Source organism: Nocardia callitridis (assembly GCF_039543305.1).
Lineage (GTDB): Bacteria > Actinomycetota > Actinomycetes > Mycobacteriales > Mycobacteriaceae > Nocardia > Nocardia callitridis.
In genome coordinates, this window is sequence record NZ_BAABJM010000002.1 from 328,455 (window position 1) to 349,611 (window position 21,157).

The 21,157-nt window shown below is 66.3% G+C and carries 20 protein-coding genes; 13 read left to right on the forward strand and 7 right to left on the reverse strand.

The window, feature by feature from the left end; genetic code table 11:
* Positions 1-8: 8 nt before the first annotated feature.
* Complete coding sequence (locus ABEA50_RS10310; protein WP_345495029.1) at positions 9-206, reverse strand: hypothetical protein; 198 nt, start codon at positions 204-206, stop codon at positions 9-11.
* 390 nt (positions 207-596) lie between these two features.
* Here ABEA50_RS10310 and ABEA50_RS10315 point away from each other — a divergent pair, with 390 nt between their 5' ends.
* The 4 genes from ABEA50_RS10315 (at position 597) to ABEA50_RS10330 (ending at position 4,180) form a co-directional block, all read left to right on the forward strand.
* Positions 597-1,760, forward strand: coding sequence for an AI-2E family transporter (locus tag ABEA50_RS10315; protein WP_425577637.1), 1,164 nt, complete (start codon positions 597-599; stop codon positions 1,758-1,760).
* A gap of 66 nt (positions 1,761-1,826) precedes the next feature.
* Positions 1,827-3,317 (forward strand): SDR family oxidoreductase, encoded by a 1,491-nt coding sequence (locus ABEA50_RS10320; protein WP_345495030.1) that lies wholly within the window; start codon positions 1,827-1,829, stop codon positions 3,315-3,317.
* A 56-nt stretch (positions 3,318-3,373) separates the two neighbouring features.
* The gene (locus ABEA50_RS10325; protein ID WP_345495031.1) at positions 3,374-3,520 is read left to right on the forward strand and encodes a hypothetical protein; all 147 of its coding nucleotides are present in this window, start codon (positions 3,374-3,376) and stop codon (positions 3,518-3,520) included.
* Positions 3,521-4,006: 486 nt separating this feature from the next.
* The gene (locus ABEA50_RS10330; protein ID WP_345495032.1) at positions 4,007-4,180 is read left to right on the forward strand and encodes a hypothetical protein; all 174 of its coding nucleotides are present in this window, start codon (positions 4,007-4,009) and stop codon (positions 4,178-4,180) included.
* A gap of 22 nt (positions 4,181-4,202) precedes the next feature.
* On the opposite strand, the gene ABEA50_RS10335 is transcribed toward ABEA50_RS10330, so the two are convergent.
* Together ABEA50_RS10335 and ABEA50_RS10340 are read right to left on the reverse strand one after the other, a co-directional pair.
* The gene (locus ABEA50_RS10335) at positions 4,203-4,610 is read right to left on the reverse strand and encodes a hypothetical protein (RefSeq protein WP_345495033.1); all 408 of its coding nucleotides are present in this window, start codon (positions 4,608-4,610) and stop codon (positions 4,203-4,205) included.
* Positions 4,611-4,880: 270 nt separating this feature from the next.
* Complete coding sequence (locus ABEA50_RS10340) at positions 4,881-5,618, reverse strand: PIG-L deacetylase family protein (RefSeq protein ID WP_345495034.1); 738 nt, start codon at positions 5,616-5,618, stop codon at positions 4,881-4,883.
* 934 nt (positions 5,619-6,552) lie between these two features.
* On the opposite strand from ABEA50_RS10340, the gene ABEA50_RS10345 reads away from it, so the two are divergent.
* The 6 genes from ABEA50_RS10345 (at position 6,553) to ABEA50_RS10370 (ending at position 12,041) form a co-directional block, all read left to right on the forward strand.
* Positions 6,553-7,929, forward strand: a complete 1,377-nt coding sequence (locus ABEA50_RS10345) for a sensor histidine kinase (RefSeq protein ID WP_345495035.1) — start codon at positions 6,553-6,555, stop codon at positions 7,927-7,929.
* Complete coding sequence (locus ABEA50_RS10350; RefSeq protein ID WP_345495036.1) at positions 7,926-8,360, forward strand: roadblock/LC7 domain-containing protein; 435 nt, start codon at positions 7,926-7,928, stop codon at positions 8,358-8,360. The genes ABEA50_RS10345 and ABEA50_RS10350 overlap by 4 nt, the downstream gene beginning before the upstream one ends.
* A gap of 67 nt (positions 8,361-8,427) precedes the next feature.
* A complete protein-coding gene (locus tag ABEA50_RS10355; RefSeq protein WP_345495037.1) occupies positions 8,428-8,808 on the forward strand; it encodes a DUF742 domain-containing protein in 381 nt (126 codons plus the stop codon).
* A 103-nt stretch (positions 8,809-8,911) separates the two neighbouring features.
* Positions 8,912-9,529 carry a GTP-binding protein gene (locus tag ABEA50_RS10360; protein WP_345495038.1) on the forward strand — a complete coding sequence of 206 codons (618 nt, stop codon included), beginning with the start codon at positions 8,912-8,914 and terminating at the stop codon, positions 9,527-9,529.
* Positions 9,526-10,803: a cytochrome P450 family protein gene (locus ABEA50_RS10365; protein WP_345495039.1), complete on the forward strand. Its 1,278-nt coding sequence runs from the start codon at positions 9,526-9,528 to the stop codon at positions 10,801-10,803. Before ABEA50_RS10360 ends, ABEA50_RS10365 begins: the two co-directional genes overlap by 4 nt.
* 2 nt (positions 10,804-10,805) lie before the next feature.
* The gene (locus ABEA50_RS10370; RefSeq protein ID WP_345495040.1) at positions 10,806-12,041 is read left to right on the forward strand and encodes a cytochrome P450 family protein; all 1,236 of its coding nucleotides are present in this window, start codon (positions 10,806-10,808) and stop codon (positions 12,039-12,041) included.
* Between the two features lies 1 nt (position 12,042).
* On the opposite strand, the gene ABEA50_RS10375 is transcribed toward ABEA50_RS10370, so the two are convergent.
* The 3 genes from ABEA50_RS10375 to ABEA50_RS10385 all read right to left on the reverse strand — a co-directional run bounded on the left by ABEA50_RS10375 (position 12,043) and on the right by ABEA50_RS10385 (position 14,641).
* A complete protein-coding gene (locus ABEA50_RS10375; RefSeq protein ID WP_345495041.1) occupies positions 12,043-12,468 on the reverse strand; it encodes a rhodanese-like domain-containing protein in 426 nt (141 codons plus the stop codon).
* A gap of 116 nt (positions 12,469-12,584) precedes the next feature.
* Positions 12,585-13,601 carry a transglycosylase SLT domain-containing protein gene (locus ABEA50_RS10380; RefSeq protein ID WP_345495042.1) on the reverse strand — a complete coding sequence of 339 codons (1,017 nt, stop codon included), beginning with the start codon at positions 13,599-13,601 and terminating at the stop codon, positions 12,585-12,587.
* A gap of 224 nt (positions 13,602-13,825) precedes the next feature.
* Positions 13,826-14,641, reverse strand: coding sequence for a hypothetical protein (locus ABEA50_RS10385; protein WP_345495043.1), 816 nt, complete (start codon positions 14,639-14,641; stop codon positions 13,826-13,828).
* Between the two features lie 900 nt (positions 14,642-15,541).
* Here ABEA50_RS10385 and ABEA50_RS10390 point away from each other — a divergent pair.
* From ABEA50_RS10390 to ABEA50_RS10400, 3 genes are all read left to right on the forward strand, one after another.
* Positions 15,542-17,308, forward strand: coding sequence for a BCCT family transporter (locus tag ABEA50_RS10390; protein WP_345495044.1), 1,767 nt, complete (start codon positions 15,542-15,544; stop codon positions 17,306-17,308).
* Positions 17,309-17,558: 250 nt separating this feature from the next.
* On the forward strand, positions 17,559-18,602 hold the full coding sequence (locus ABEA50_RS10395) for an enoyl-CoA hydratase/isomerase family protein (RefSeq protein WP_345495045.1): 1,044 nt from the start codon (positions 17,559-17,561) through the stop codon (positions 18,600-18,602).
* A complete protein-coding gene (locus tag ABEA50_RS10400; protein ID WP_345495046.1) occupies positions 18,592-19,929 on the forward strand; it encodes a CoA transferase in 1,338 nt (445 codons plus the stop codon). Before ABEA50_RS10395 ends, ABEA50_RS10400 begins: the two co-directional genes overlap by 11 nt.
* Before the next feature lie 64 nt (positions 19,930-19,993).
* Here ABEA50_RS10400 and ABEA50_RS10405 read toward each other — a convergent pair whose 3' ends face one another.
* A complete protein-coding gene (locus tag ABEA50_RS10405) occupies positions 19,994-21,115 on the reverse strand; it encodes a winged helix DNA-binding domain-containing protein (protein WP_345495047.1) in 1,122 nt (373 codons plus the stop codon).
* Positions 21,116-21,157 lie beyond the last annotated feature (42 nt).

Here is a 21,157-nt window from a genome sequence, read left to right on the forward strand (position 1 = left end):
GTATCTTGTCAGGCCTTGTGCGGCAGGATTATCAGAGCGAGCGCTAGTCCAGCCATGATGGCCACCCCGGAGACCAGTGCGGTCACCGTCGATTGGGTCAAGGCGGCGATGCCGAGCGAGAAGGCAACGCATGTGGACAATGCCAGCGCCGCGGTTCCCGCGTCCACACCGGCGATCCGGGTTGGTCGGTGATCCGTCACTGTCATAACGATCGGTTACCCGAGCGTGACGTTATAAAACCGTGACTGAGGTTTGTTTTCGACGAATTCAGCGGCAGGCGGTCGGATTCGAGCCGTACCCCCGCGCCCAGGACGGTGCCGTGTGGGCTGCGCGTCGGGAGTCTAACCATGGCGGCGTGGTCGGTGCCGGGAGGCGCGCCGAGACGGCCCGCGCGCCCTTCCGGTCGTCGCCGAAGTGTGTTCCGCGATTTCGATAATGGTTCGCCGGTCGGCTGTGGCACCGAACCCGCAACACACCGCGACGCGATCGGCGGCCCGCGAAAGCCGCGCGAGCCGGACAGGCGCGCCGAGGGGTCGAGCACGATAGGCAGGGAATCGCGGGGTGGGGCATGTCAGACTTGCGGCGTGAGTGAGGCAATCGATCGGCCCGACGATCAGAAGCGCGACCGTGCGACGAGTTCGGTCATCCCCGACCGCGGGGACGTGATCGGCGCGGGGGTCCTGTGGCTGGCGAAGTGGGCACTGTGTGTCGTCGCGATCGCCGCCGGTGTATGGGTACTCGGCTATGTCGTCGCCAAGCTTTGGGTGGTGGTCCTGCCCGTACTCCTGGCGATCGTGGTGGCGACGGTGCTGTGGCCGCCGACGCGGTGGTTGACCAAGCACCACTTCCGGCCCGCCGCGGCGGCAGCGGTCACGGTACTCGGGTTCCTGGTGGTGCTGTCCGGCGTGATCGCGTTGATCGTGCCGTCGGTGGTGGATCAAGTACCCGACCTCGCCGACAAGTCGACCGCGGGCGTCAATCAGGTACGCGACTGGTTGCAGGGGCCGCCGTTGCGCATCGGCGACGAGCAACTCAACTCCGGCGTCGACGCGATCGTCTCGCGCTTGCAGTCCAGCGCCGAGCAGATCGCGACCGGCGTCTTCAGCGGCGTGAGCGCGGCGACCTCGGCTCTGGTCACGCTGTTCCTGGTGCTGGTGCTGAGCTTCTTCTTCATCAAGGACGGCCCGCGCTTCCTGCCCTGGACCAAAAGTGTGCTCGGCCACGGGACCGGCCGACACGTCGAGGAGGTGTTCGGCCGCATCTGGGCCACGCTGGGCGGCTTCATCCGTACGCAGGCGCTGGTGAGTTTGATCGACGCCATCTTCATCGGCGCGGGTCTGGTCATCCTCGGTGTCCCGCTGGCGTTGGTGCTCGCGGTGATCACCTTCCTCGGCGGGTTCGTTCCGATGGTCGGCGCGTTCGTCGCCGGCGCGCTCGCGGTGCTTGTCGCCCTGGTGGGCAACGGTTTCACCACGGCGCTGATCGTGCTCGGCATCATCATCGCGGTACAGCAGATCGAGGGCAATGTGCTGCAACCGGTGCTGCAGAGTAGGAGCATGAAACTGCACGCGGTGATCGTGCTGCTCGCGGTGACCGGCGGTGGGTCGCTCTACGGCATCGTCGGCGCGTTCCTCGCGGTACCGGTCGCCGCCGTGGTGGCCGTGATCGTCCGGTATCTCGGCGAGCAGATCGACGACGCGACCGCCATGCCGGAAATTCAGGACGATCTCGACCCGACGCGGGAGCAGCAGAAGTCGTAGCCCATTCCAGGAGTCTGATTCCGGTGCGCCCCAGCAGATCACGAATCCGACGACAAGGGAGTTGCCGTGCGATGTGTGGTGTTCGGTGCGACCGGTTACCTCGGCGGACGGTTGGTCCCGGAACTGTTGCGCGCGGGTCACACCGTGCGGGTGATGGCGCGCTCGCCCGGCAAGCTCGACGACGCTGCGTGGCGTGATCAGGTCGAGGTGGTGGCCGGTGACGTCACCGCCGCCGAGCAGGTTCGAGCCGCGTTGGCCGGGCAGGAGGTGCTCTACTACCTGGTGCATTCGCTGACCAGGGCCGACTTCGAGGAGGTCGATCGGACGGCGGCGACCTCGGTGGCGCGCGAAGCGGCGAGGGCCGAGTTGACGCGGGTGGTGTACCTCGGGGGCATCACGCCGAGTGGGCAGCGCCTGTCGCGCCACCTCGCCTCACGGGCGGAGGTTGGCAGGATCCTCGCCGAAGGTGGTGCGGAGCAGTCGCTGCCTCCGGTCCCTGTGCTCGTGCTGCGCGCGGCGGTGATCATCGGGTCGGGTTCGGCCAGCTTCGAGATGTTGCGCTATCTGACCGAGCGTTTGCCCGCGATGGTGACACCACGGTGGGTACACAACAAGATTCAACCGATCGCCGTTCGTGACGTCGTGTATTACCTTGTCGCCGCGGCGAATCCGGAGCTCGAGCTGGAAGGCACCTTCGATATCGGTGGCCCCGACGTGTTGAGCTATCTGGAGATGATGCGCGGCTACGCACGCGTGGCCGAGCTGCCTCGGCGGGTCATTGTTCCGGTTCCGGTACTCACGCCGTGGCTTTCGGCACAGTGGGTGAATCTGGTGACGCCGGTGCCGAAGTCGATCGCGGTGCCGTTGATGGAGTCTCTGGTCAACGATGTGGTGTGCCGAGACCGTCGCATCGCCGATCACATTCCCGACCCTGACGCCGGTTTGGCCGGTTACGAGCACGCGGTGGCGTTGGCGCTGGCCAAGACGCGGGATCTGGATGTTCCCACCCGGTGGTCGGACGCCGATACGTTCGGCGCGCCGTCGGACCCCTTGCCCTCGGACCCGGTGTGGTCGGGTGGGTCGCTGTATCGCGATCTGCGCGAACGGCACACCGGGGCCGACCCGGCGACATTGTGGGCGGTGGTGGAGGCCATCGGCGGGGAAAACGGTTGGTACTCCTTCCCTTTGGCGTGGTCGGTGCGTGGGTGGATCGATCGGGCCTGGGGCGGTGTCGGCCTGCGGCGTGGACGCCGCGACCCGCATCGGTTGCATGAGGGGGAGGCGTTGGACTGGTGGCGGGTCGAGTCGATCGACCGTCCGCGCACCCTGCGGCTGCGTGCGGAAATGCGGGTGCCGGGCCGGGCATGGTTGCAACTGTCGGTGCACGAGGCCGCAGGCTCAGGAGCGAGGTATCGCCAACTCGCGCTGTTCGAGCCGCACGGCTTGGCTGGGCACCTGTATTGGAAGGCGATCGCCCCATTTCACTCGGTGATCTTCGGCGGCATGGCACGCAATATCACCGGCGCCGCGCAGGCGCGGACGAACCCGCCCGCTTGACAGTGGTGGGGAGACAGGGCGAGTAGGCGCCGCGCATCACGCTGGTGTGGTCGAGCGTGACCGGCCTCGTCGACCACGACACCAGCATCCGGCACGTGGTGGCGCCCTACGACTGGGATGTGCTCGTGCGGTTCACCGCGGCCACCGTGGTCAGTGGTCTGGCCGCGACACTCGTGGCGACGCCGGGACACGACGACGAATGAGAACACCCGACGCGATCGGCGCGTTCACCACCGCAGTGCTGGACCAACTGCTCAATCCGGCAGGCTCCGGGACCCGAAGGCGTTGCGGCGCAGTGTCTCCGGCAAAACAGTACTGGTCACCGGCGCGTCGTTCGACCTCGGTGCGGCGACCGCGCGCACTCGTCGGCGGCGTCGGACGCCGAGCGGCACAACGGTCTGGTTACACACGCTCGGCTCCGTGTTCGCGCACCTGCGCGTGGAGCGAAGGTGGCTTGCGGCGTCGATTGCTTTGGCGGCCAGTCTGTTTCGCTCTCTCCTGCGACTCGGCGGTAGCCGGATGCGGCTGACCTGCGGACGCCGGGAGGTATGTCGAATCGTGATTATCGGTGCGTAGGGTTCAGCTACCCCACGGTCGGGTACAACATGACCGATTCATTTCGAGCACAACGTAACGAACCTTGCATTGTGCGCGAACATAGTTTGAGCTTTCCCAGGAGGATGTGCACCATGGCCAACGTCGATGCCGTGAGACTGTCGAGCAATCTGGGCATCGACCTGGCGCACGCGATGTTGCGCCTGCGCCGCGAGGGGCATCCCGGCGAATCGCCGAAGGAGACCTGTCTACGGATCATCGCCGCCGAGGTGCCCGAACGCAGGGGAGTGGACGGGGTCGTTCGCTGACCGAGCGGGCTGCGTCGCGGATTCAGCCCGCGCTTCCCGTGGCAGGAAACGGGAACGCCGGTCGGGGAGCGGCGGGGGTCGAGCGCTCGGACTCCACGGGAGTCGACTCGGGTTGCTGCGGCATCGTGAACAGGCCCGTCCCGTAGGGATCGATGATCGACCCGCTGTTTCCCCAGCCGCCCGAGTAGTCGGTGTAGCTGGAGTTGTCGGTGTAATTCGAGTAGTCGGAGTAATTGGAATAGCTGGAGTAGTCCGAGCCACTTCCCAGGTCCGAGGTCTGCTGGAAATCAGTGCGCGTCTGTTGTGCCGAAGCCGGTGCAGCGAACGCGGTCGCAACGACCGCGGGGGTCAGCGCGATCGCGGAAGCGACGGCGATGCGGGCGACCGTACGCCGTGCCGGACGATCGGTGGGGGTGTTTTGGGCATGCATCGGGAACGTCCTCACGTGGAATGGGGCGCGGCCGAGAATCGACCGCGCACGGGTGATCGTCAATTGGGTTGGTGCACTGCTGATTTGAATCTCAACGATCTAGCCATGACTGATCGTACCGCTGAATAGCGGCACAATCAATGGGTGCCATCACCCATTGGTGTATGGGTGGCATCCCTGAGTGCGGCGCACCTGCGAGAGTGAGCGCGGATAGCTCCGGAGTACCGCCGGAGTGAGCGGGGTAGCTCCGGAGTGTGGGCTCTGTCGCTCCTACACGAAGAAGGTCTCGGTGGCCCCGGAGAATCGGTCGAGTTCGTGTGGCGGCTGTGCGGGTCGATCCGACATGGGGCAGGTCTGGCTGCGAAAGTGGCCGAGTGCCTTACGTTTCGCCGCTATCGCGGTCGGCGACAGGGTGACGGTGCGCGCGCGACTGGTACGCAACACCGGGTGATCCGGTGTGGCCCAGTGCCACATCCAGACCGGGAACTCCAGCAGTCGGGTGGCGGTGGCCGCGCAGGCGGCAGCCGTTGCCCTGCCGACGGCCTCGTGATCGGGGTGTCCGTCGCGGCGCCAGTTCGTCGCGCACCACGCGCCGGACTTGGCGCGGTCGGCGAGGATATCGACCAGCGCTTCGGTGGTCGCCGTCTCGGTCGCGGCCACCTTCCCATCGCGCATCCGCAGGCGTACCGGCGGCGCGACATCCAATTCCGAGGCGGCACGGCATGACTCGTCGGCGCGCAGCTCGGCGAGTTCGGCGGGCGTGCAGGAATGACCGTGGTCGGCGGCCTCGCCGTCGGTCACCGCGACCACGGTGACCGGGAGCCCGCGGGCGCGGGCGAGCGCGATGAGCCCCCCTGCGCCGAGAATCTCGTCGTCAGGATGTGCGGCGACGACGACCAGGTGCCGCCAGCCGCAGAGGGAGAGTTCGGGTCGACGTTGTCGCCATGGCGACCAAACCTGTTCGGGCGTACCTCGGGTAGCTAGCTCGATCATCGATTCGGCAACCATGAGCACCTCTTCTCCGCGTGATCGCGGCCGACAAGACCAGGCTCCACGCCACCACCGCGGAGCTCGACGGCGTGATCGGCGACGTGATCCCATCCCTCGGAGGGGTGGGCGCTCCGCTCGGCGCTGCGGGCCGACTGCGGCGGCTACGCTGGTGAGGGAACGGGTCGCGACCTGCCGAACCGTTGTACATGGTGTCCGGCTACCCGGCGGTGCGGCGAGCAAACTGTCAGCGTTCGAATTGATACCGCGTGTCGCCTCGGCGATTCACGATTCCGCGACCTCACTGTGGTAAAGGGTCATTCATCTGCGGTTTTCGTGCGTCTCCTGGTCCTCGATCGCGTGTCGGAACCGTGACGTGTATTCGGCGGCGGGTCACTGTTCCGTGACTCGTGGGCGCGGTCGAGTCGTGATCGGCAAACACCTTCGACGGCGTTCGCCGTGCCGCACCGTGAATCATGTGAAATCGAGTAGAGCTATCCGAAGCGTGCATATTGCGAGAGTTCGACACAATTCGTGTCATTCGGTGCAATTTCGAGCGAAGGGCGCGTGGGGAAATCGACGCACGCGGAGCGCGGGTAATCGCCGGACCATATACCGCACAATGGTCGCACTATGTATTTCTACCGAATGTGCAACGTCGACGTGTCCGCGAAATGAACTGTGGCTTGCGGTTTCTCGGCCGAATGTCGACATCGACGGCCCAGCCGGGGTGTGAGACCGATTGCGGCGCACTCGCTCTGGAGGCGTTCGGCTTTCGTTCCTGGAAACCCCGGGTTATGCTCGGCGGCGAATTGTGGCACTGCCTGGCGACCGGCGAATCACGACCGTCGTCCGCGCCGGAGGGGGTCAGGGGAACAACGTCGTCCCCCATGTCGCGAACGTGAGTGCGAAAGTACAGAATTTGTCGGAGTTTTCGGGGTCATCGGGGTTGTCAGTGTCATCAGTCGCATCGGAACCGCCCACCCCGCCGACCGAAGCGGACGACGAAGCATCCGAAGCGGACATCAAGGTTCGGCGCGCCCCCTACGCGATACTGATGAGCTTCATCGTCATCACCGCCGCCGTCTTGGCCCTCGCCGTGCTCAGCGCACCGGAAGATTTTCGGGTGCGCCTGGCCACCGGATCGATCATCGCCGCGGTGATGCTCTGCATCGTGGCCACGCTTGCCGTGCACTACCGGGAAGAAACCCAGCGCTATCGCGACGAAGCGCACCGATTACGCGAGGTGACCCACCGGGCGAAAGTCGACGCGGCTGCCGCGCTCGAACAAGCCGATGGCCACGAGCGAGAATCGCGCACCAGTGAGAACCGCAGGGCCGCCGCGATGGCCGCCTTCGCCGGAGCGGCCGGTCGAATGCAGGCCATGACGACGAGCATGCTCGCGGAACTCCGCGACATGGAACACCGCCACGCCGATCCCAGCGTGCTCGCCGACCTGCTGCACCTGGACCACCGCAGCGCGCAGGCTGGCCGCCTCGCCGACAGCATCGCCGTGCTGAGCGGCGCGCGCTCGGGACGGCGATGGGCCAAGCCGATCGGCATGGAGTCCATCCTGCGCGGCGCCATGGGGCGAGTCTCCGGATATCAGCGGGTTCGGCTGCGCGCCGTCGCTGACATCGCCATCGCGGGGCACGCCGCCGAAGGAGTGATGCACACGCTGGCCGAACTGCTCGACAACGCGTGCAACTTCTCGCCGCCCACCACCGAAGTACACGTCTACGCCACCGAGGCGCCCGCGGGCGTGGTGCTCACGATCGAGGACAGCGGCCTCGTGATGAGCGAATCCGCGCTGCGCCGCGCCGAACAGACTGTCTCGGGTGCGGCGACGAACACACGCGCCGACCTGTCCTCGCTCACCGGCACTCGCCTCGGCCTCGCCGTGGTCGGACACCTCGCGCGCAAACACGGACTCACCGTGAACTACCGGCCTTCGGCCATCGGCGGCACCGCCGTGGTCGTCGTGGTGCCGCGCGACCTCACCGTGCGCACCGATCCGACGCCGATGCCCGCGCTCACCGCACCACCCGCGAGTGGCGAACGGGCACCGACACCCCCGGCTGTCGAGGACGTCGCACCACGCCGTGGGCTACCCAAGCGGCGCCGAGGCAGCACGCTGGCCGCTGTTCACCCGGAAGGGTTGTTCGGTCCGAAAATCCAATCCGAACCCCCCGCCGTTCGACCGACCTCGCCGTCGTCGCTGGGGGCGTTCCAACGCGCGGTATCGGCGCAACGCGAAGACTCGACCCACCCCACCGACGGTTCCGCCGACGCGGCACCCGCACCTTCCGACGTCGAGGAGAACGACCGATGACAACATCCGCGGCCTCGCAACTGAGCTGGCTGCTCGAGCAGTTGCTCGCCCGTACCCCGCAGTCGAGGCATGCGCTGCTGCTGTCCGGTGACGGGCTGAAGATCTGCCACACACCGGAACTCGGTGTCGACAGCGCCGATCAATTGGCCGCGATCGCGGCGGGGATCCAGAGCCTCTCGCACGGCGCCTCGGTCGAGTTCGGTGACGGCCGTGGCGGAGTACGACAGTCGATGACGGAGTTCTACGGCGGCATTCTGTTCGTCGTCGAGGCGGGGATGGCCGCGCACATCGCGGTCGTCGCCACCGAAGCCGCCGACGCGGGCCTGGTCGGGCACAACATGCGCGAACTCGTCGAGCAACTCGGTCACCATTTGGCGGCGGAGCCGAGAGTAGGGGGAGGGGATGTGCCATGGAGCGAACCAACGAACTAGGCACGCGGGCACCGCGTTCGGGTAGGGAATCGACGCGAAGAACGTGGCACGGCGGCGGGCCGAGAACATGAGCAGACCGGGGCGAGACGACAACCCGGACCGCCTATACACCTTGACGGGAGGACGGGCGAGACCGGACTCGGAGAACTTCGACCTGGTCACCCTCGTGGTGAGCGAAAGCGCGCCGACTGCGAGCATGCAGTCCGAGCACGTACGCATCCTGCGCATGTGTCAGGCCCCGACCGCCGTCGTCGAGATCGCCGCGGAGTTGCGCGTTCCCGTCGGCATCGCCACCATTCTGCTCTCGGACCTGTTGCACGCGGGCAAGATCACGGTGCGCCATCCCTGCGGCGATTCCGTCGACCCGTCGACCCCCGAAGCGTCGAGGAATTCCGTTCTCGACGCCGACACCCTGGAGAAGGTGCTCGTTGGACTCCGCAAACTCTGAACCGGTCGCACCCGGCGGTGTCGAAGCACCCGACGCCGGGCCGATGGTGGTGACCTCCGCGTCGTCCCCCGGTCGGCACTCGAGCGAGAACCGTTCCTCGGCAATGCCAGCACCCAGGCCGGAACGTGCCGACGCGCCGCTGGGCGACACCGCGTGCCGTGGATTGAAGATCGTGATCGTCGGTGGTTTCGGAGTCGGCAAAACCACGATGGTGCGTTCGGTGAGCGAGATTCGACCGCTCGACACCGAGGCGACCATGACGCATGAGAGTCTCGGGGTCGACGACGCGAGCGACGTGCCGGGCAAGTCGACCACGACGGTCGCCTTCGATTTCGGCCGCATCACCATCGACACCGAGAACGTGCTCTATCTCTTCGGCGCGCCCGGCCAGCAACGGTTCTGGTTCCTCTGGGATCGACTGTTCACCGGCGCGCTCGGCGCGATCGTGCTCGTCGACCAGCGCCGGATCGAGGATTCCTGGTACGCGATCGACCGGTTGGAGCATCAGCGCACTCCGTTCATCGTGGCGTGCAACAACTTCGGTGCCGGTTACCGGCCCGAGGAAATCCGGGACGCGCTCGACCTCGATCCGCACGTTCCGCTGCTCGACTGCGACGCGCGCGAACGCGAATCCAGCAAGCAGGTGTTGATCGCCCTCATCGAGCATCTCAGCGAAACCACATCACGGCCGCCACTGCTCGTCCCGGAGACTGCGTCGTGAGCGCGCCCGACACCACACCGAATCGGGCCCTCGGCTGCCCGGTAGGCCGCGAGAGCGGCCCGGTCCCGTTGAGTGGTGCGCGCTTTCACACCGAACCCGAGCAGTTGTATCGGGAGATGCGTCAGGAACACGGACCGGTGCTCGCCGTGGAACTCGCCGGGGGCGTTCCCGCCTGGCTGGTGATCGGGTACAACGAATTGCACCAGGTCACCAGCGATCCCGAGCTGTTTCCCCGTGATGTCGCCCGGTGGAATCAGTGGCCGAACATTCCCGAGGACTGGCCGCTGCTGCCGATGGTGGGACGGCCGATGCCCTCGATCTACTTCACCGCGGGTGCCGAGCACCGCAGACATTTGCGCATGGTGGAACCGGCGCTGGAGGCGGTCGATCCCTTCGGATTACGCCGCGTCTGTGAGGAATTGGCCGACCGACTTATCGACGCGTTCTGTGGCAGGGGCGAAGCCGAACTGGTCGCGGAATTCGCCGAGCCACTGCCGGTGCTCGCGCTCGGCTCGGTGCTCGGCGTCGCCGAGCGGGACGGCCCAGAATTCGCGTGGACCATGAAGACGCTGTGCGACGGCGGCCCCGACGCGCAACAAGCCTACGAGCGGTTCGCCGAACAGATGCGAAACCTGGTGGCGGAGAAGAAGGCCCACCGCGGCGACGACCTGGTGTCGCGGATGATGGCCGACCCCGCGTCGTTCACCGATCAGGAATACGCGCTGGACCTGATGGCGATCATGGCGGCCGGTTATTTGCCGACCGCGGACTGGTTGGGCAACTCGGTGCGGTTGATGCTGACCGATGACCGGTTCGCCTCGGCGCTGGGCGGTGGCCGCCACAGCATCGGCCAGGCGATGAACGAGGTGCTCTGGGAGGACACGCCGACGCAGATCCTCGCGGGTCGCTGGGCCGCGCGCGATACCCGCCTGGGCAGCAAGGTGATTCGAGCGGGTGACATGGTGTTGCTCGGGCTGGCCGCGGCCAACGCCGACCCCCATGTGCGCCAGCACCTCGGCGAAGGCGTCGACCCCGCGCACAGCGGCAACAGCGCGCATTTCGCGTTCAGCTACGGCGAATACCGCTGTCCCTTCCCCGCGCAGCAGATCGCGGAGATCATCGCACGCACCGGTATCGAGGTGCTGCTGGATCGACTGCCCGATCTGGACCTCGCGCTCCCGCCGCGCAACCTCTCGCGTCGACCGTCGTCGTTTCTGCGTGGCATGACGTCTCTGCCGATTACTTTCACACCAGTGCGCGCCGTCGGAGGTTAGCTATGACTCGAGAATGCCCACATGCCGAGGTCCTGACCATCGACCCGATGGTCGGCGACCTCGCGGGGGAGACCGCCACCCTCGCTGACGGCGAGACCTTGACGAGGATCGATCTGCTTGGTGCGCGGGCGTGGACGGTGACCAAGCATTCGGTGGCGCGACAACTGCTCACCGACGCACGGCTGGTGAAGGACATCGGCAAGTGGTCGTTGTGGCAATCCGGCGCCGTGACCAGGCAGTGGCCGCTGATCGGCATGATCGACGCCGGGCGTTCGATGTTCACCGTCGACGGTGCCGAACACCGGCGGCTGCGCATCAAGACCACCCAGGCGTTGACCCCGCGACGACTCGACGAGCTGCGTCCCAGGCTGGCGCAGATGGTCGCCGAACTGCTCGACGACCTCGCCGAGGCCGGACGCGACGGCGCCGTAGTCGATCTCAAGCAGGTGTTCGCCTACCCACTGCCGATGCGGGTGGTGAGTGAATTGATGGGCGTCGACCGCGCCGACCATCCGATGCTGCTCGACGCGTACAAGGCGTTCTTCTCCTTGCTTACGCCGCAGGACGAGCGATTGCGGGTGATCGACGAGTTGGACGTGTACTTCACCGCGCTGGTACGCGAGAAGACCGCCAACCCGACCGACGACCTCACCAGCGCGCTGATTCTCGCCGATCAGGACGACGAGGAGCCGCTCACCGAGGAAGAGGTGGTCGGCAATCTGAAGGCACTCATCGCCGCCGGTCACGAGACGACGATCGGACTGATCCTCAACACCGTGCGCGCATTGCTCACGCGCCCCGCGCAATTGGCGATGATCCGATCCGGCGAATTCGAGTGGAAGACCGCGATCGAGGAAACGTTGCGCTGGGACAGCCCGCTGTCGCACCTGCTGATGCGCTTCGCCACCGAGGACATCACCGTCGGTGACACCGTGATCGAGCAGGGAGAAGGTGTGGTGATCTCCTACCGGGCGATCGGACGCGACACCGCCGTGCACGGCGCCGACGCCGACGCCTACGACATGACCCGCTCGACCGCCAACCGGCACATGTCCTTCGGGCACGGCCCGCACATCTGCCCCGGCGCCGCACTGGCCAGATTGGAGGCGGGCGTCGGACTACCCGCGCTGTTCGAACGGTTCCCCGACCTGAGGTTGGCGGTGCCGGTCGAGGAGATTCGCAACCTGCCCGTCCTCACGCAGAACGATCTGGCGAACTTTCCGGTGGTCCTCGGCTGAACTATTCGGTCGGTGGCTCGACGGGAAGCCCCGCCGCGCGCCACGCCTGGAATCCGCCGTCGAGGTCGGTGGCATTGCGTAAACCGATGTCCTGCAACGACTGTGCGGCCAAGCTCGAGGCATAGCCTTCGTTGCAGAACACGACGATCCTGCGGTCGAAATCGGTCGCGCCGATCTCGGGACTCCGGAATTCGCACTGCGGATCCATCCGCCATTCGAGTTCGTTGCGTTCGACCACCACGGCGCCGGGAATGGTGCCGTCACGATCACGCAGTGCCGCATAACGGATGTCGACCAGCAACGCGCCCTTGTCGGCGGCGCTGCTGGCCTCGTGCGGATCCAGTCGGTGTAGCCGCATACGGACGGCCTCGAGCACGTCGTCGATTCCGCGCGGTCGCGCCACTGCCTTGCCCGTCTTCTCCACCACAACCCTTTCACCCGCATCCACGGCGATGAGATCCCGCCGGAGGCGACTGTAGTGGTGAAATGGCGCGTTGCGCTGGCTGGACCCGGTGTGGCGTGCGGGAATTCGGCGCTGCGGGGTCAGTAGCCCTTCGGCGACCGCATCGGGTCGGCCTGCTGCACCTTGGCTTGGAGGTCGTGCCCGTCGGCCGAGACGTCGTATCGCCGCATCACGTACTGCATGCTCGCCGCGACATTGGCCACCGGGTCCTTCGGGTTGTCGGAGGTTCCTGCTACGTGGTTGGCGGCGAACGTCGTCGGAATGACCTGGGCGAGTCCGACGCTGGAGTTGCCAGCGGCGGCATTGCTGTCCCAATTGTTGGTCGAGTTGGGGTCGCCGCCGGACTCACGCTCGATGAGCACGCGATACCCGAGTTTCCAGTAATTTCGGGCCACCGGGTCGGTGATGCCGAGGGCGTCCAGTGCCTGATCGATGGCCTGGTCGACGGTGGTCGACCCGGTATACGGCGCGTAGGACTGCGTCGGGGCAGGTCCGAGGTACGGGGACGACAGGCTCGACTGCGCCTGTGCCAAGGGTGCGGGCATGGCGCCATTGCCCTGATACTGGTTTTGGGTGGCAGCCGAGATTTTCCGCGCTTCTTCTCGAATGTCCTCCGACGCCTTGTCCATCAGGCGGTGCACCTTGTCGGCGGTGTCGAGCGAGGCCTTGATCAACGGTGCTTCCGCTGCCGGGGTGAGGTATTTCTTGTCCGGCGCAGGGGCTGGCGCGGAGAGGATGGGTTGGAGGTCGGTCTTCGCCTGCTTCAGCTCGCCGTAGGTCGTGCTGGAGGTGCCGTAGGTGCCGGAAGAATACGTATCGACGTCACTGTCACTGCTGTGCATGGACTTTTTGATGTCATCGATCTCGCCGGTGCGCTTCGTGTAGTTTTTCGCCATCCGAGATTTGTCGGAGTTGTCGAGCAGCTTGTGCTCGCGTAACTCGGCCAGCATGTCGGGTGCGCTTGCCGGGTCTCCCGAGGCGACCTGTCGCGCCGAGGCGCGCAGCGTCTCGCTGGTCAGACCGATCACCGCGACCAGCCCTTCGGTCGCCCCGTCGGGTGGTATGAGTTCCCAGTCATCGTCGGCCGTTTCGCTCATCGACGTGACCTATCGGTGGCCAGCAGCCGTAGTCCGCGCGGGCGCGGACACCTGCACCGCGACATCGTTACCCTCACCCGCCCGATCTCCACCGAATTGGTCGGCGTGGATTGCCATTTCGAGACGAGTATTGTCCATTGCTTCCCGCGAGATTCCCCACCATTGAGAATGGGGTGTCGCGGCGGTGCGTGGTGCTCCGCTGTCGCCGCGACACCCTGTCCGGCCTAGGGGGTGGAGGCAGGTGTGCGATTGGGCGGCCGACGATAGGGCCGCAGCCTTCGATCGATGGTGGCGCGTGGCCGGGGGGTGTTGACGCTTTCGAACAGCGCGTCGTCGAATGTCAGCTCCTCCCACAATAATTCGCCCTGCTCCTGGGCGAGGGCAGGCGTTGCGGGCTGCGGCGGCGCGACGGGCATCGCAGCGGGAACGACCACGCGCGGCGGCTCCGAGGGGCTCTGCGCCTGCTGTGGCTCTGCGGCAGTGGCCTTTTCGACAACGATCTCCCGCACGTACTCTTCGCGCGGAGTCAGCCACTGCGCCGCCGCGATGATGGCGGCACCGCTGGCGGTGATGCCACCGAGAACGGCGAACCGGCTCAACCCGGCGGAGGCGATGTTGCGTCCCGGGGTGCCGCCGGTTTGGGCGTCGCCGGTGAACCCGTCGACCAGCGAGCCGAGCTTCGTGCTGAAATTATTGCCGTGCGCGAGTACATGGCGTAATTCGGGGACCTTGCTGTTGAAGTAGAGCATCGCGATCAGGACGCAGACCGCGGCCGCGACGTAGGCGAAGGCCACCACCGTGGCCAACGTCGCGTTGCGGGCGCGCAGGCCGACGATGGTCGCGAACAGCGCCGTGATGATCGCCGCCGAGGCCAGTACCGCCCACACGCCGCTGAGGTACAGGTCGCCGAATCCGTCGGCGCCCCATCCGTCGACGCCGTTGGTCACCCCGCCCATCGTGGCGAAGGCGTCGGTGGTGATCGTGCCGTTGCGCCCGGACGCGGTGAGCCACGGCTGAAAGAACAGCGCGAAGGTGACCACACCCAGCACCGCGGAACACAGATATCCCCGATTCGATCGAAAATCTAGGCCACGGCGTCGGCCGCGCGCTGGGACTTCGACCATTTCGGCCGGCCCGTTGGTGGATTCGATCAATTGCCAGGGGGTTGGTTGAACCATTGCTCCAGTTTCGACGGTGTCGCGCTTTTCGTTTCCCCGCTTTTCACGATCGGGAATAATTTCCGACCGTCGCCCCCGCGGGGGAAATGCGACCTCGGTGTGAGGCGGTTTTTCCTCGGTGGACAGCTTCGGTCACCGATGCGAAAAACGGTATGGTTCGCCGTCGGACGCATCAAGCGCCCATGTCTTCCCAGTGCTGGCTGATGTGCAGGTAGGCGCAGTGACCTGCCTCTCAGTGCTGGGGTGCGCACCGATTCGTGCAGGTATTTCGTGAGCGCCTGTCGCTTCGACGGCGAAATTCAAGATCAACTATTTGTGCGGTGTCCAGTGACGGGCTTAACACGGTTGTTGGGACGGCGGTCACACCGAGCCGTGAATCGAACTGTCGGAGTTTCCGTTTCTCGGAAAGATCATGAAGATCGAAGCGTCGGCGGCCATTCGAACCACCGGGGGCGACGTGGACGGCTCCGGCGAAGCTGGCCGCGCCGACCGGACAACACCGGCGATCGCACCGTGGAGGGGTGGCGGTGGTGAACAAGGCAACCGGTTCCGGCCGTATCCGGGTGCCGTGCACCGCTTTTCCCGGCCGAGATCGCCGGATCCGACAATCAATTCGCAAGGCCCTGAACTGGGCATTCGACCAGGCGCGTGCCGCGGTGAACCGGTGGCCCGGCTGCGTCACATCCTTCGACGTTGTACGGTTGCCCAACTGTGTGGTTGGTACTCCGGCCGCACATGTCGATCTGAAAGGACTCGTGTCTGATGTCGATAGACACTGACCGAATCAAGGAACCTGATGGGGACGCCGAGGGTGTCGCCGGTGCGCCGCCGACGAAACTCGGCCTGGACAAGCTGGTATTCGGTGTTACCGCGGTCGCCGCACTCGCCTTCGTCGCGTGGGGCCTGATCAACCAGACGAGCCTGGCCTCCGCCTCGTCGGACGCGCAGTCGTGGGTGATCACGAACACCGGGTGGTTGTTCGTGCTGATCGCAACCTTCTTCGTCGTATACGTCATCTGGCTCGCGGCCAGCAGATACGGCAAGATCCCCCTCGGCGCTGACGATGAGAAGCCGGAATTCAGCACCACCTCGTGGATCGCGATGATGTTCAGCGCGGGCATGGGCATCGGTCTGATGTTCTGGGGTGTCGCCGAACCGCTGTCGCACTTCATGAGCCCGCCGCCGGGTACCGACGAAGCGGGCAGCACCGAAGCCGCGGAAACCGCCATGGCGACGACGCTGTTCCACTGGACGTTGCACCCCTGGGCGATCTACGCGGTCGTCGGGCTCGCCATCGCCTACGGCACCTTCCGTAAAGGCCGCTCGCAGCTCATCTCGTCGATGTTCCGGCCGATCCTCGGTCGCCACGCCGACGGCTTCGGTGGCCAGGCGATCAACATGATGGCGATCTTCGCGACGCTGTTCGGTTCCGCCGCCTCGCTCGGCCTCGGCGCGCTGCAGATCGCGGCGGGACTCGAGTTCAACGGCTGGATCGACGCCATCGGTAAAACCGGTCTCGTCGTGATCATCACGGCCCTGACGATCGCGTTCATCCTGTCCGCTGTCTCAGGTATCGACAAGGGCATTCAGTGGCTGTCGAACATCAACATGGTGTTGGCTCTGGTCATCGCCCTGTTCGTGTTCGTCGCGGGGCCGACGCTGTTCATGCTGAACTTCCTGCCGACCTCGCTGGGTGACTACATCGGCAAGCTGCCTGGCATGGCCTCGCGGACGAATGTCAGCGGCGGCGACGATATGAAGACGTGGCTGTCGCAGTGGACGATCTTCTACTGGGCGTGGTGGATCTCCTGGACCCCCTTCGTCGGCATGTTCATCGCCAGGATCAGCCGTGGACGCACCATCCGCCAGTTCGTCACCGGCGTGCTGCTGGTCCCGAGCGTGGTGAGCCTGGTGTGGTTCGTGATCTTCGGTGGGGCGGCGATCTCCCAGCAGAACGAGACCCACGACCTCACCGAGGCCGACGGCAGCGTCAACGAGAACTTCGCGTTGTTCCATTTGCTCGACCACTATCCGCTGGCCTCGATCAGCGCGGTACTGGTGATGATCCTGGTGGCGATCTTCTTCGTCTCCGGTGCGGACGCGGCCTCGATTGTGATGGGCACCCTGTCGGAGAAGGGCAGCATCGAACCCTCGAAGGGGACGGTGATCTTCTGGGGTGCCGCGACGGGTGCCGTGGCGGCGGTGATGCTGATCATCGCCGATCCGAGTGATCTAGGCGGCGCGCTGAACGGATTGCAGGCGCTGACCACGGTGGTCGCGCTGCCATTCGTGCTGGTGATGGGATTCCTGTGCGTCTCCTTGTTCAAGGACCTGCGCACCGATCCGATGATCCTGCGCGAAGAGCACGGCGCCGCACTGATCGAGAGCGCGGTGGTGCAGGGCCGCGAGTTGCACGACGCCGACTTCGGGCTGGTTACCGAGCCGGTGGAGCCGAGTCCCGAGGTGCTCGTCGACGAGACCGACGTGGTCGAGAAGTCGGACGAACCCGTCGCGGAAAAGAAGGGCTAGTCGCCACCAGCTAGCTGGTGGTGCGAAAGGCCGTGTACTGACGAAATCTTTGTCGGTACACGGCCTTTGTCGTGGTCGGGGCTCGATGTCGGTGGCACGCGCCGTCGGTTTCACGAGTGGGGTGCGTGCGGCTGGGATGACCGGGCGCCGAGGAAAACACGTCCACCGCGCCGTTGTTCGCGGCAGCTATCGCGCGGTTGCGCTCTCGCGGAGCGGGCGGAGGTGGCACGCTCGATACGTGCACGGACCGATGTCGATCAGCGAAGTGGCGAGTGGGGTGCCGAGTCTCGACTTGGACGCGAACGGGGTCGCGCGCCGACCGCTGACGGTGGTCGACCTCGGTTCTCCCGCTTCGGGCGATGTCGTCAGGGCGGCAACCGACTCGGTACGCGCCGCTGTCGGCCTGGTCGTCGGTGTTACGGACGGCGACATATCGTCGGACCTCGCACCGCTGGTCGAGGCGTTCGACCTCACCGTCGGCGGGGGCGCAGGCGCGGCAGGAGATCGGCGCCTCGTCGCGGTCGACGATGCGAGTCGAGCGCTGACGGAACTGGATTCGGCGGTGACAGCTCGACCGAACGCCGCCCTGGTCTTGGGTCACGTCCTGCGAGACGGGCAGGGGTCCGACGTGCGCGCTGCGTTGGCAAGGGAGGCGGCAGCGTATTCGATGCTGTTGTCCGGCGCAGAGTTCGCGGACTGGCTCACCCATCGTGGTCGCGCGCGTGCGAGACCTGAGGCGCGCGAGGCGCCGCTGGTCGCGGTCGAACGCACGGGTGACGTGCTCGATATCGTGTTGTCGCGCACGGCCAAACGTAATGCGATGGACCACGCGTTGCGTGAGGAACTGGTCGAAGCGTTGACGATCGCGGTGTCCGACGACGGGCTGCGTGTCGTACTGAGTGGTGCGGGACCTGCCTTCTGCGCGGGCGGGGACCTCGATGAATTCGGCAGCGCCACCGATTATTGCGCCGCGTATCTCGTTCGGCTCGAACGCCATCCCGGTTGGCTCGTGCACCGCGTGCGCGAACGAATCACCGCGCACGTGCACGGCGCGTGTATCGGGGCCGGCGTGGAGATGCCGTCATTCGCCGGGCGGGTCGTCGCCGCGTCGGACGCGCGGTTCGCACTGCCCGAGGTTTCGATGGGCCTGATCCCTGGGGCCGGTGGGACGGTGAGCATTCCGTGGCGGATCGGTCGTTGGCGCACGGCCTGGCTGGCGCTGACCGGTCAGCCGATCGATGCGCACGCCGCGCTGCGCTGGGGTCTGGTCGATGAGGTCACCGATGGCGATTGACGAACTGAGCAGGCAGTGGGCCGGTACGTTGCTCGAGCGCTGGGATCTGCCAGTACGGCTGGCGAGCGCGACCGAGCCCGGCGACGCTGTGCGGGACTGGGCGGAATCGGGTGCGCTCACCGTGACCGGTCGGCGCGACGGACCCGCGATGCTGCCACCCGGTGCGGCCGCGACCGCTGCGCGTGGCGCCGAACTGGCCTTCGACGCGCTCTGCGGTCAGATCCTCGATCGTGATCTCGCGTCGCGGGATTGGCGCGGATTACTCGGTGAACGCGTCCCACTGCTCGGTTTACACCGGAACGGGCCATGGTCGGCGGGCGGCACCTGCCGGGCCGTGGCGACGGCCGACGCCTGGGTGGCGATGAGCCTGGCCCGCCCGGACGACGTGGTCGCGGTCGCCGCGCTCACCGAGTCGGCCGAGATTCCGGCCGATGCGCATTCGGCGTGGAAGTTACTCGACGAGTGGGCCGCACGAACCAGCACCGACGACGTGGTCGAGCGGGCTGCCCTGCTCGGCATGCCGTGTGGTGGCGTGCCCGAGGCCGGAACATGGTCGGCGCGTGCGGAATGTGGCGGGTATCCGGCCGTCGTGCACGAGACGTCGACGTCATATGCCTCTGATGGCACAGCGAAACAGCCTCTGGTAGTCGACCTTTCGGCTCTGTGGGCCGGACCGCTCGCCGCGCGCCTACTCGGCTTCGCCGGTGCACGGGTCGTCAAGGTGGAACTGGCAGGCCGCCTCGACGGCGCGCGCCGGGGTAGTGCTCGGTTCTACGAGCTACTGCACGGCGGCCACGACTCCGTGCTGCTCGATCCGCGGGCGCCCGAAGAGGTGAACCTGCTGCGCGCGCTCCTCGACCGCGCGGACATCGTCATCGAATCCTCCCGCCCCCGCGCCCTTGCCGCGCTCGGCATCGACGCCGCGACCCGATGCGTGAACTCGCCCGTCACCTGGGTATCGATCACCGCCTACGGGCGCGACGCTGGTCACCGCGTCGGTTTCGGCGACGATGTGGCGATGAGCGCGGGCCTCACCGTCCGCGACGCCGACAACACCCCCCTCCCCGTGGGCGACGCCATCGCCGACCCGCTCACCGGCCTGCACGCCGCGGTCCTCGCGCTGGCGGCCCACTGCGCCGGGGGAAGCAGGCTGATCGACATCGCCATGCGCGACGTGGTGGCTACCGCAAGCAGCTGGCACGAACCCGAACACGCGCGACGATTCGTCGTGAACACCGCGACCCACGAGGAAAAACCGACCGGACCGGCCGCGGACCCCGGTCGGGACACCGAGCGGTGGCGGGAAATTGTCCTCGGCGGCACATAGTTCACTGCCACCTGGACATCCCCGCGCGGCACAGGACATCCGTGCGCGGCGGTATCAGCGCTGTTCACACTCGTTCGCGGGGTCGGTCGAGGATGACATCGCGGGTCTCGGCATCAGGGTCGGTGAATGTCAGCAGCGCGTGGGCTTCCTCGGTGACCGCGGCCGCGTCCGCTGTGCTGAATGACCGTTCATACGGGCGGATGGTGATTGTCGCGGATCCGGCGCTTCGGTTGATCGTCCAGTCGCCCGCGGTGAATCCGTCGACCAGCAGGATCTGCGGAATGGGGCCATGGGCGCGGTATCCCTGCTTGCCGTGTTCGTCGGTGATCACGCGGGTGCGGTCCGCGTACGAGCGCAAGAGGTTGTCGAAGTCGTACAGAAACCGCGGCGGTGCTGGGGTGTCGGGGTCCGGGCGCGTAGCGTCCGGAAGGTCGAAAAGCTCCTGACCGTGCTGATCCTGAAAGGTCAGCAAGCCAGGTCGGATACGATCCACGACCTCGCGCAGCCCGGTGAGGCCGGACCACACCTGTATGTCCTTCACGCTCGCGGGGCCGAAGGCGGCCAGGTAGCGCGGAATCATCTGCTCGAGCGTGGCGGTGCTCGTGTGGTCTTGGCCGAGCCACGCGTCGGCCGTGGTGTGCGCGATCGACCCGCTGCTGCCCCAGACACCGCGCGGTGGCACCTGCACCAGGGGCACCTGGTTGCGGATGGCGTAGACCAGGGAGGCGGGCGCGCGCTCGGGCCAGCGTTGGCCGAGTAGCGTGCCGAGTTGCTTGTTGGTCAACGGTTTCGGGGCGAGCAGCTCGATACCGTCGGCGATCAGTCTCGCCATGTCGATACCTTCGACGGGCTTGCCGTGTGTGTGGTTGCGGTAGAGGTCACGGTCCAGAACCGGTTGGATCAGCGGACGCAGCGCGCGTGCGTCGCCCGGGGTGACAAGGTGAATCGTGGAGCGCATCAAAGCGATTCGCACCAGCTTGCGGTCGGTGAGCAGGCTGGCGGCCTGCTCGGGAACGAATCCGGCCAGCCGTGACCACAATCCGATGTACCAGGTATGCGGGGTCTGGGCTTGCAACCCGAGCAGGTGTCGCACCGCTTCGACAACGGACAACTCGCAGCGGCACAACAGCAACTGCCGATCGAGAGTGGCGCGATTGAGCGCCCGACGACTGATTACTTGCGTCATCAACAGAACCTTTCGACAGAACGGTGCTGTTCGGTGGCGTCA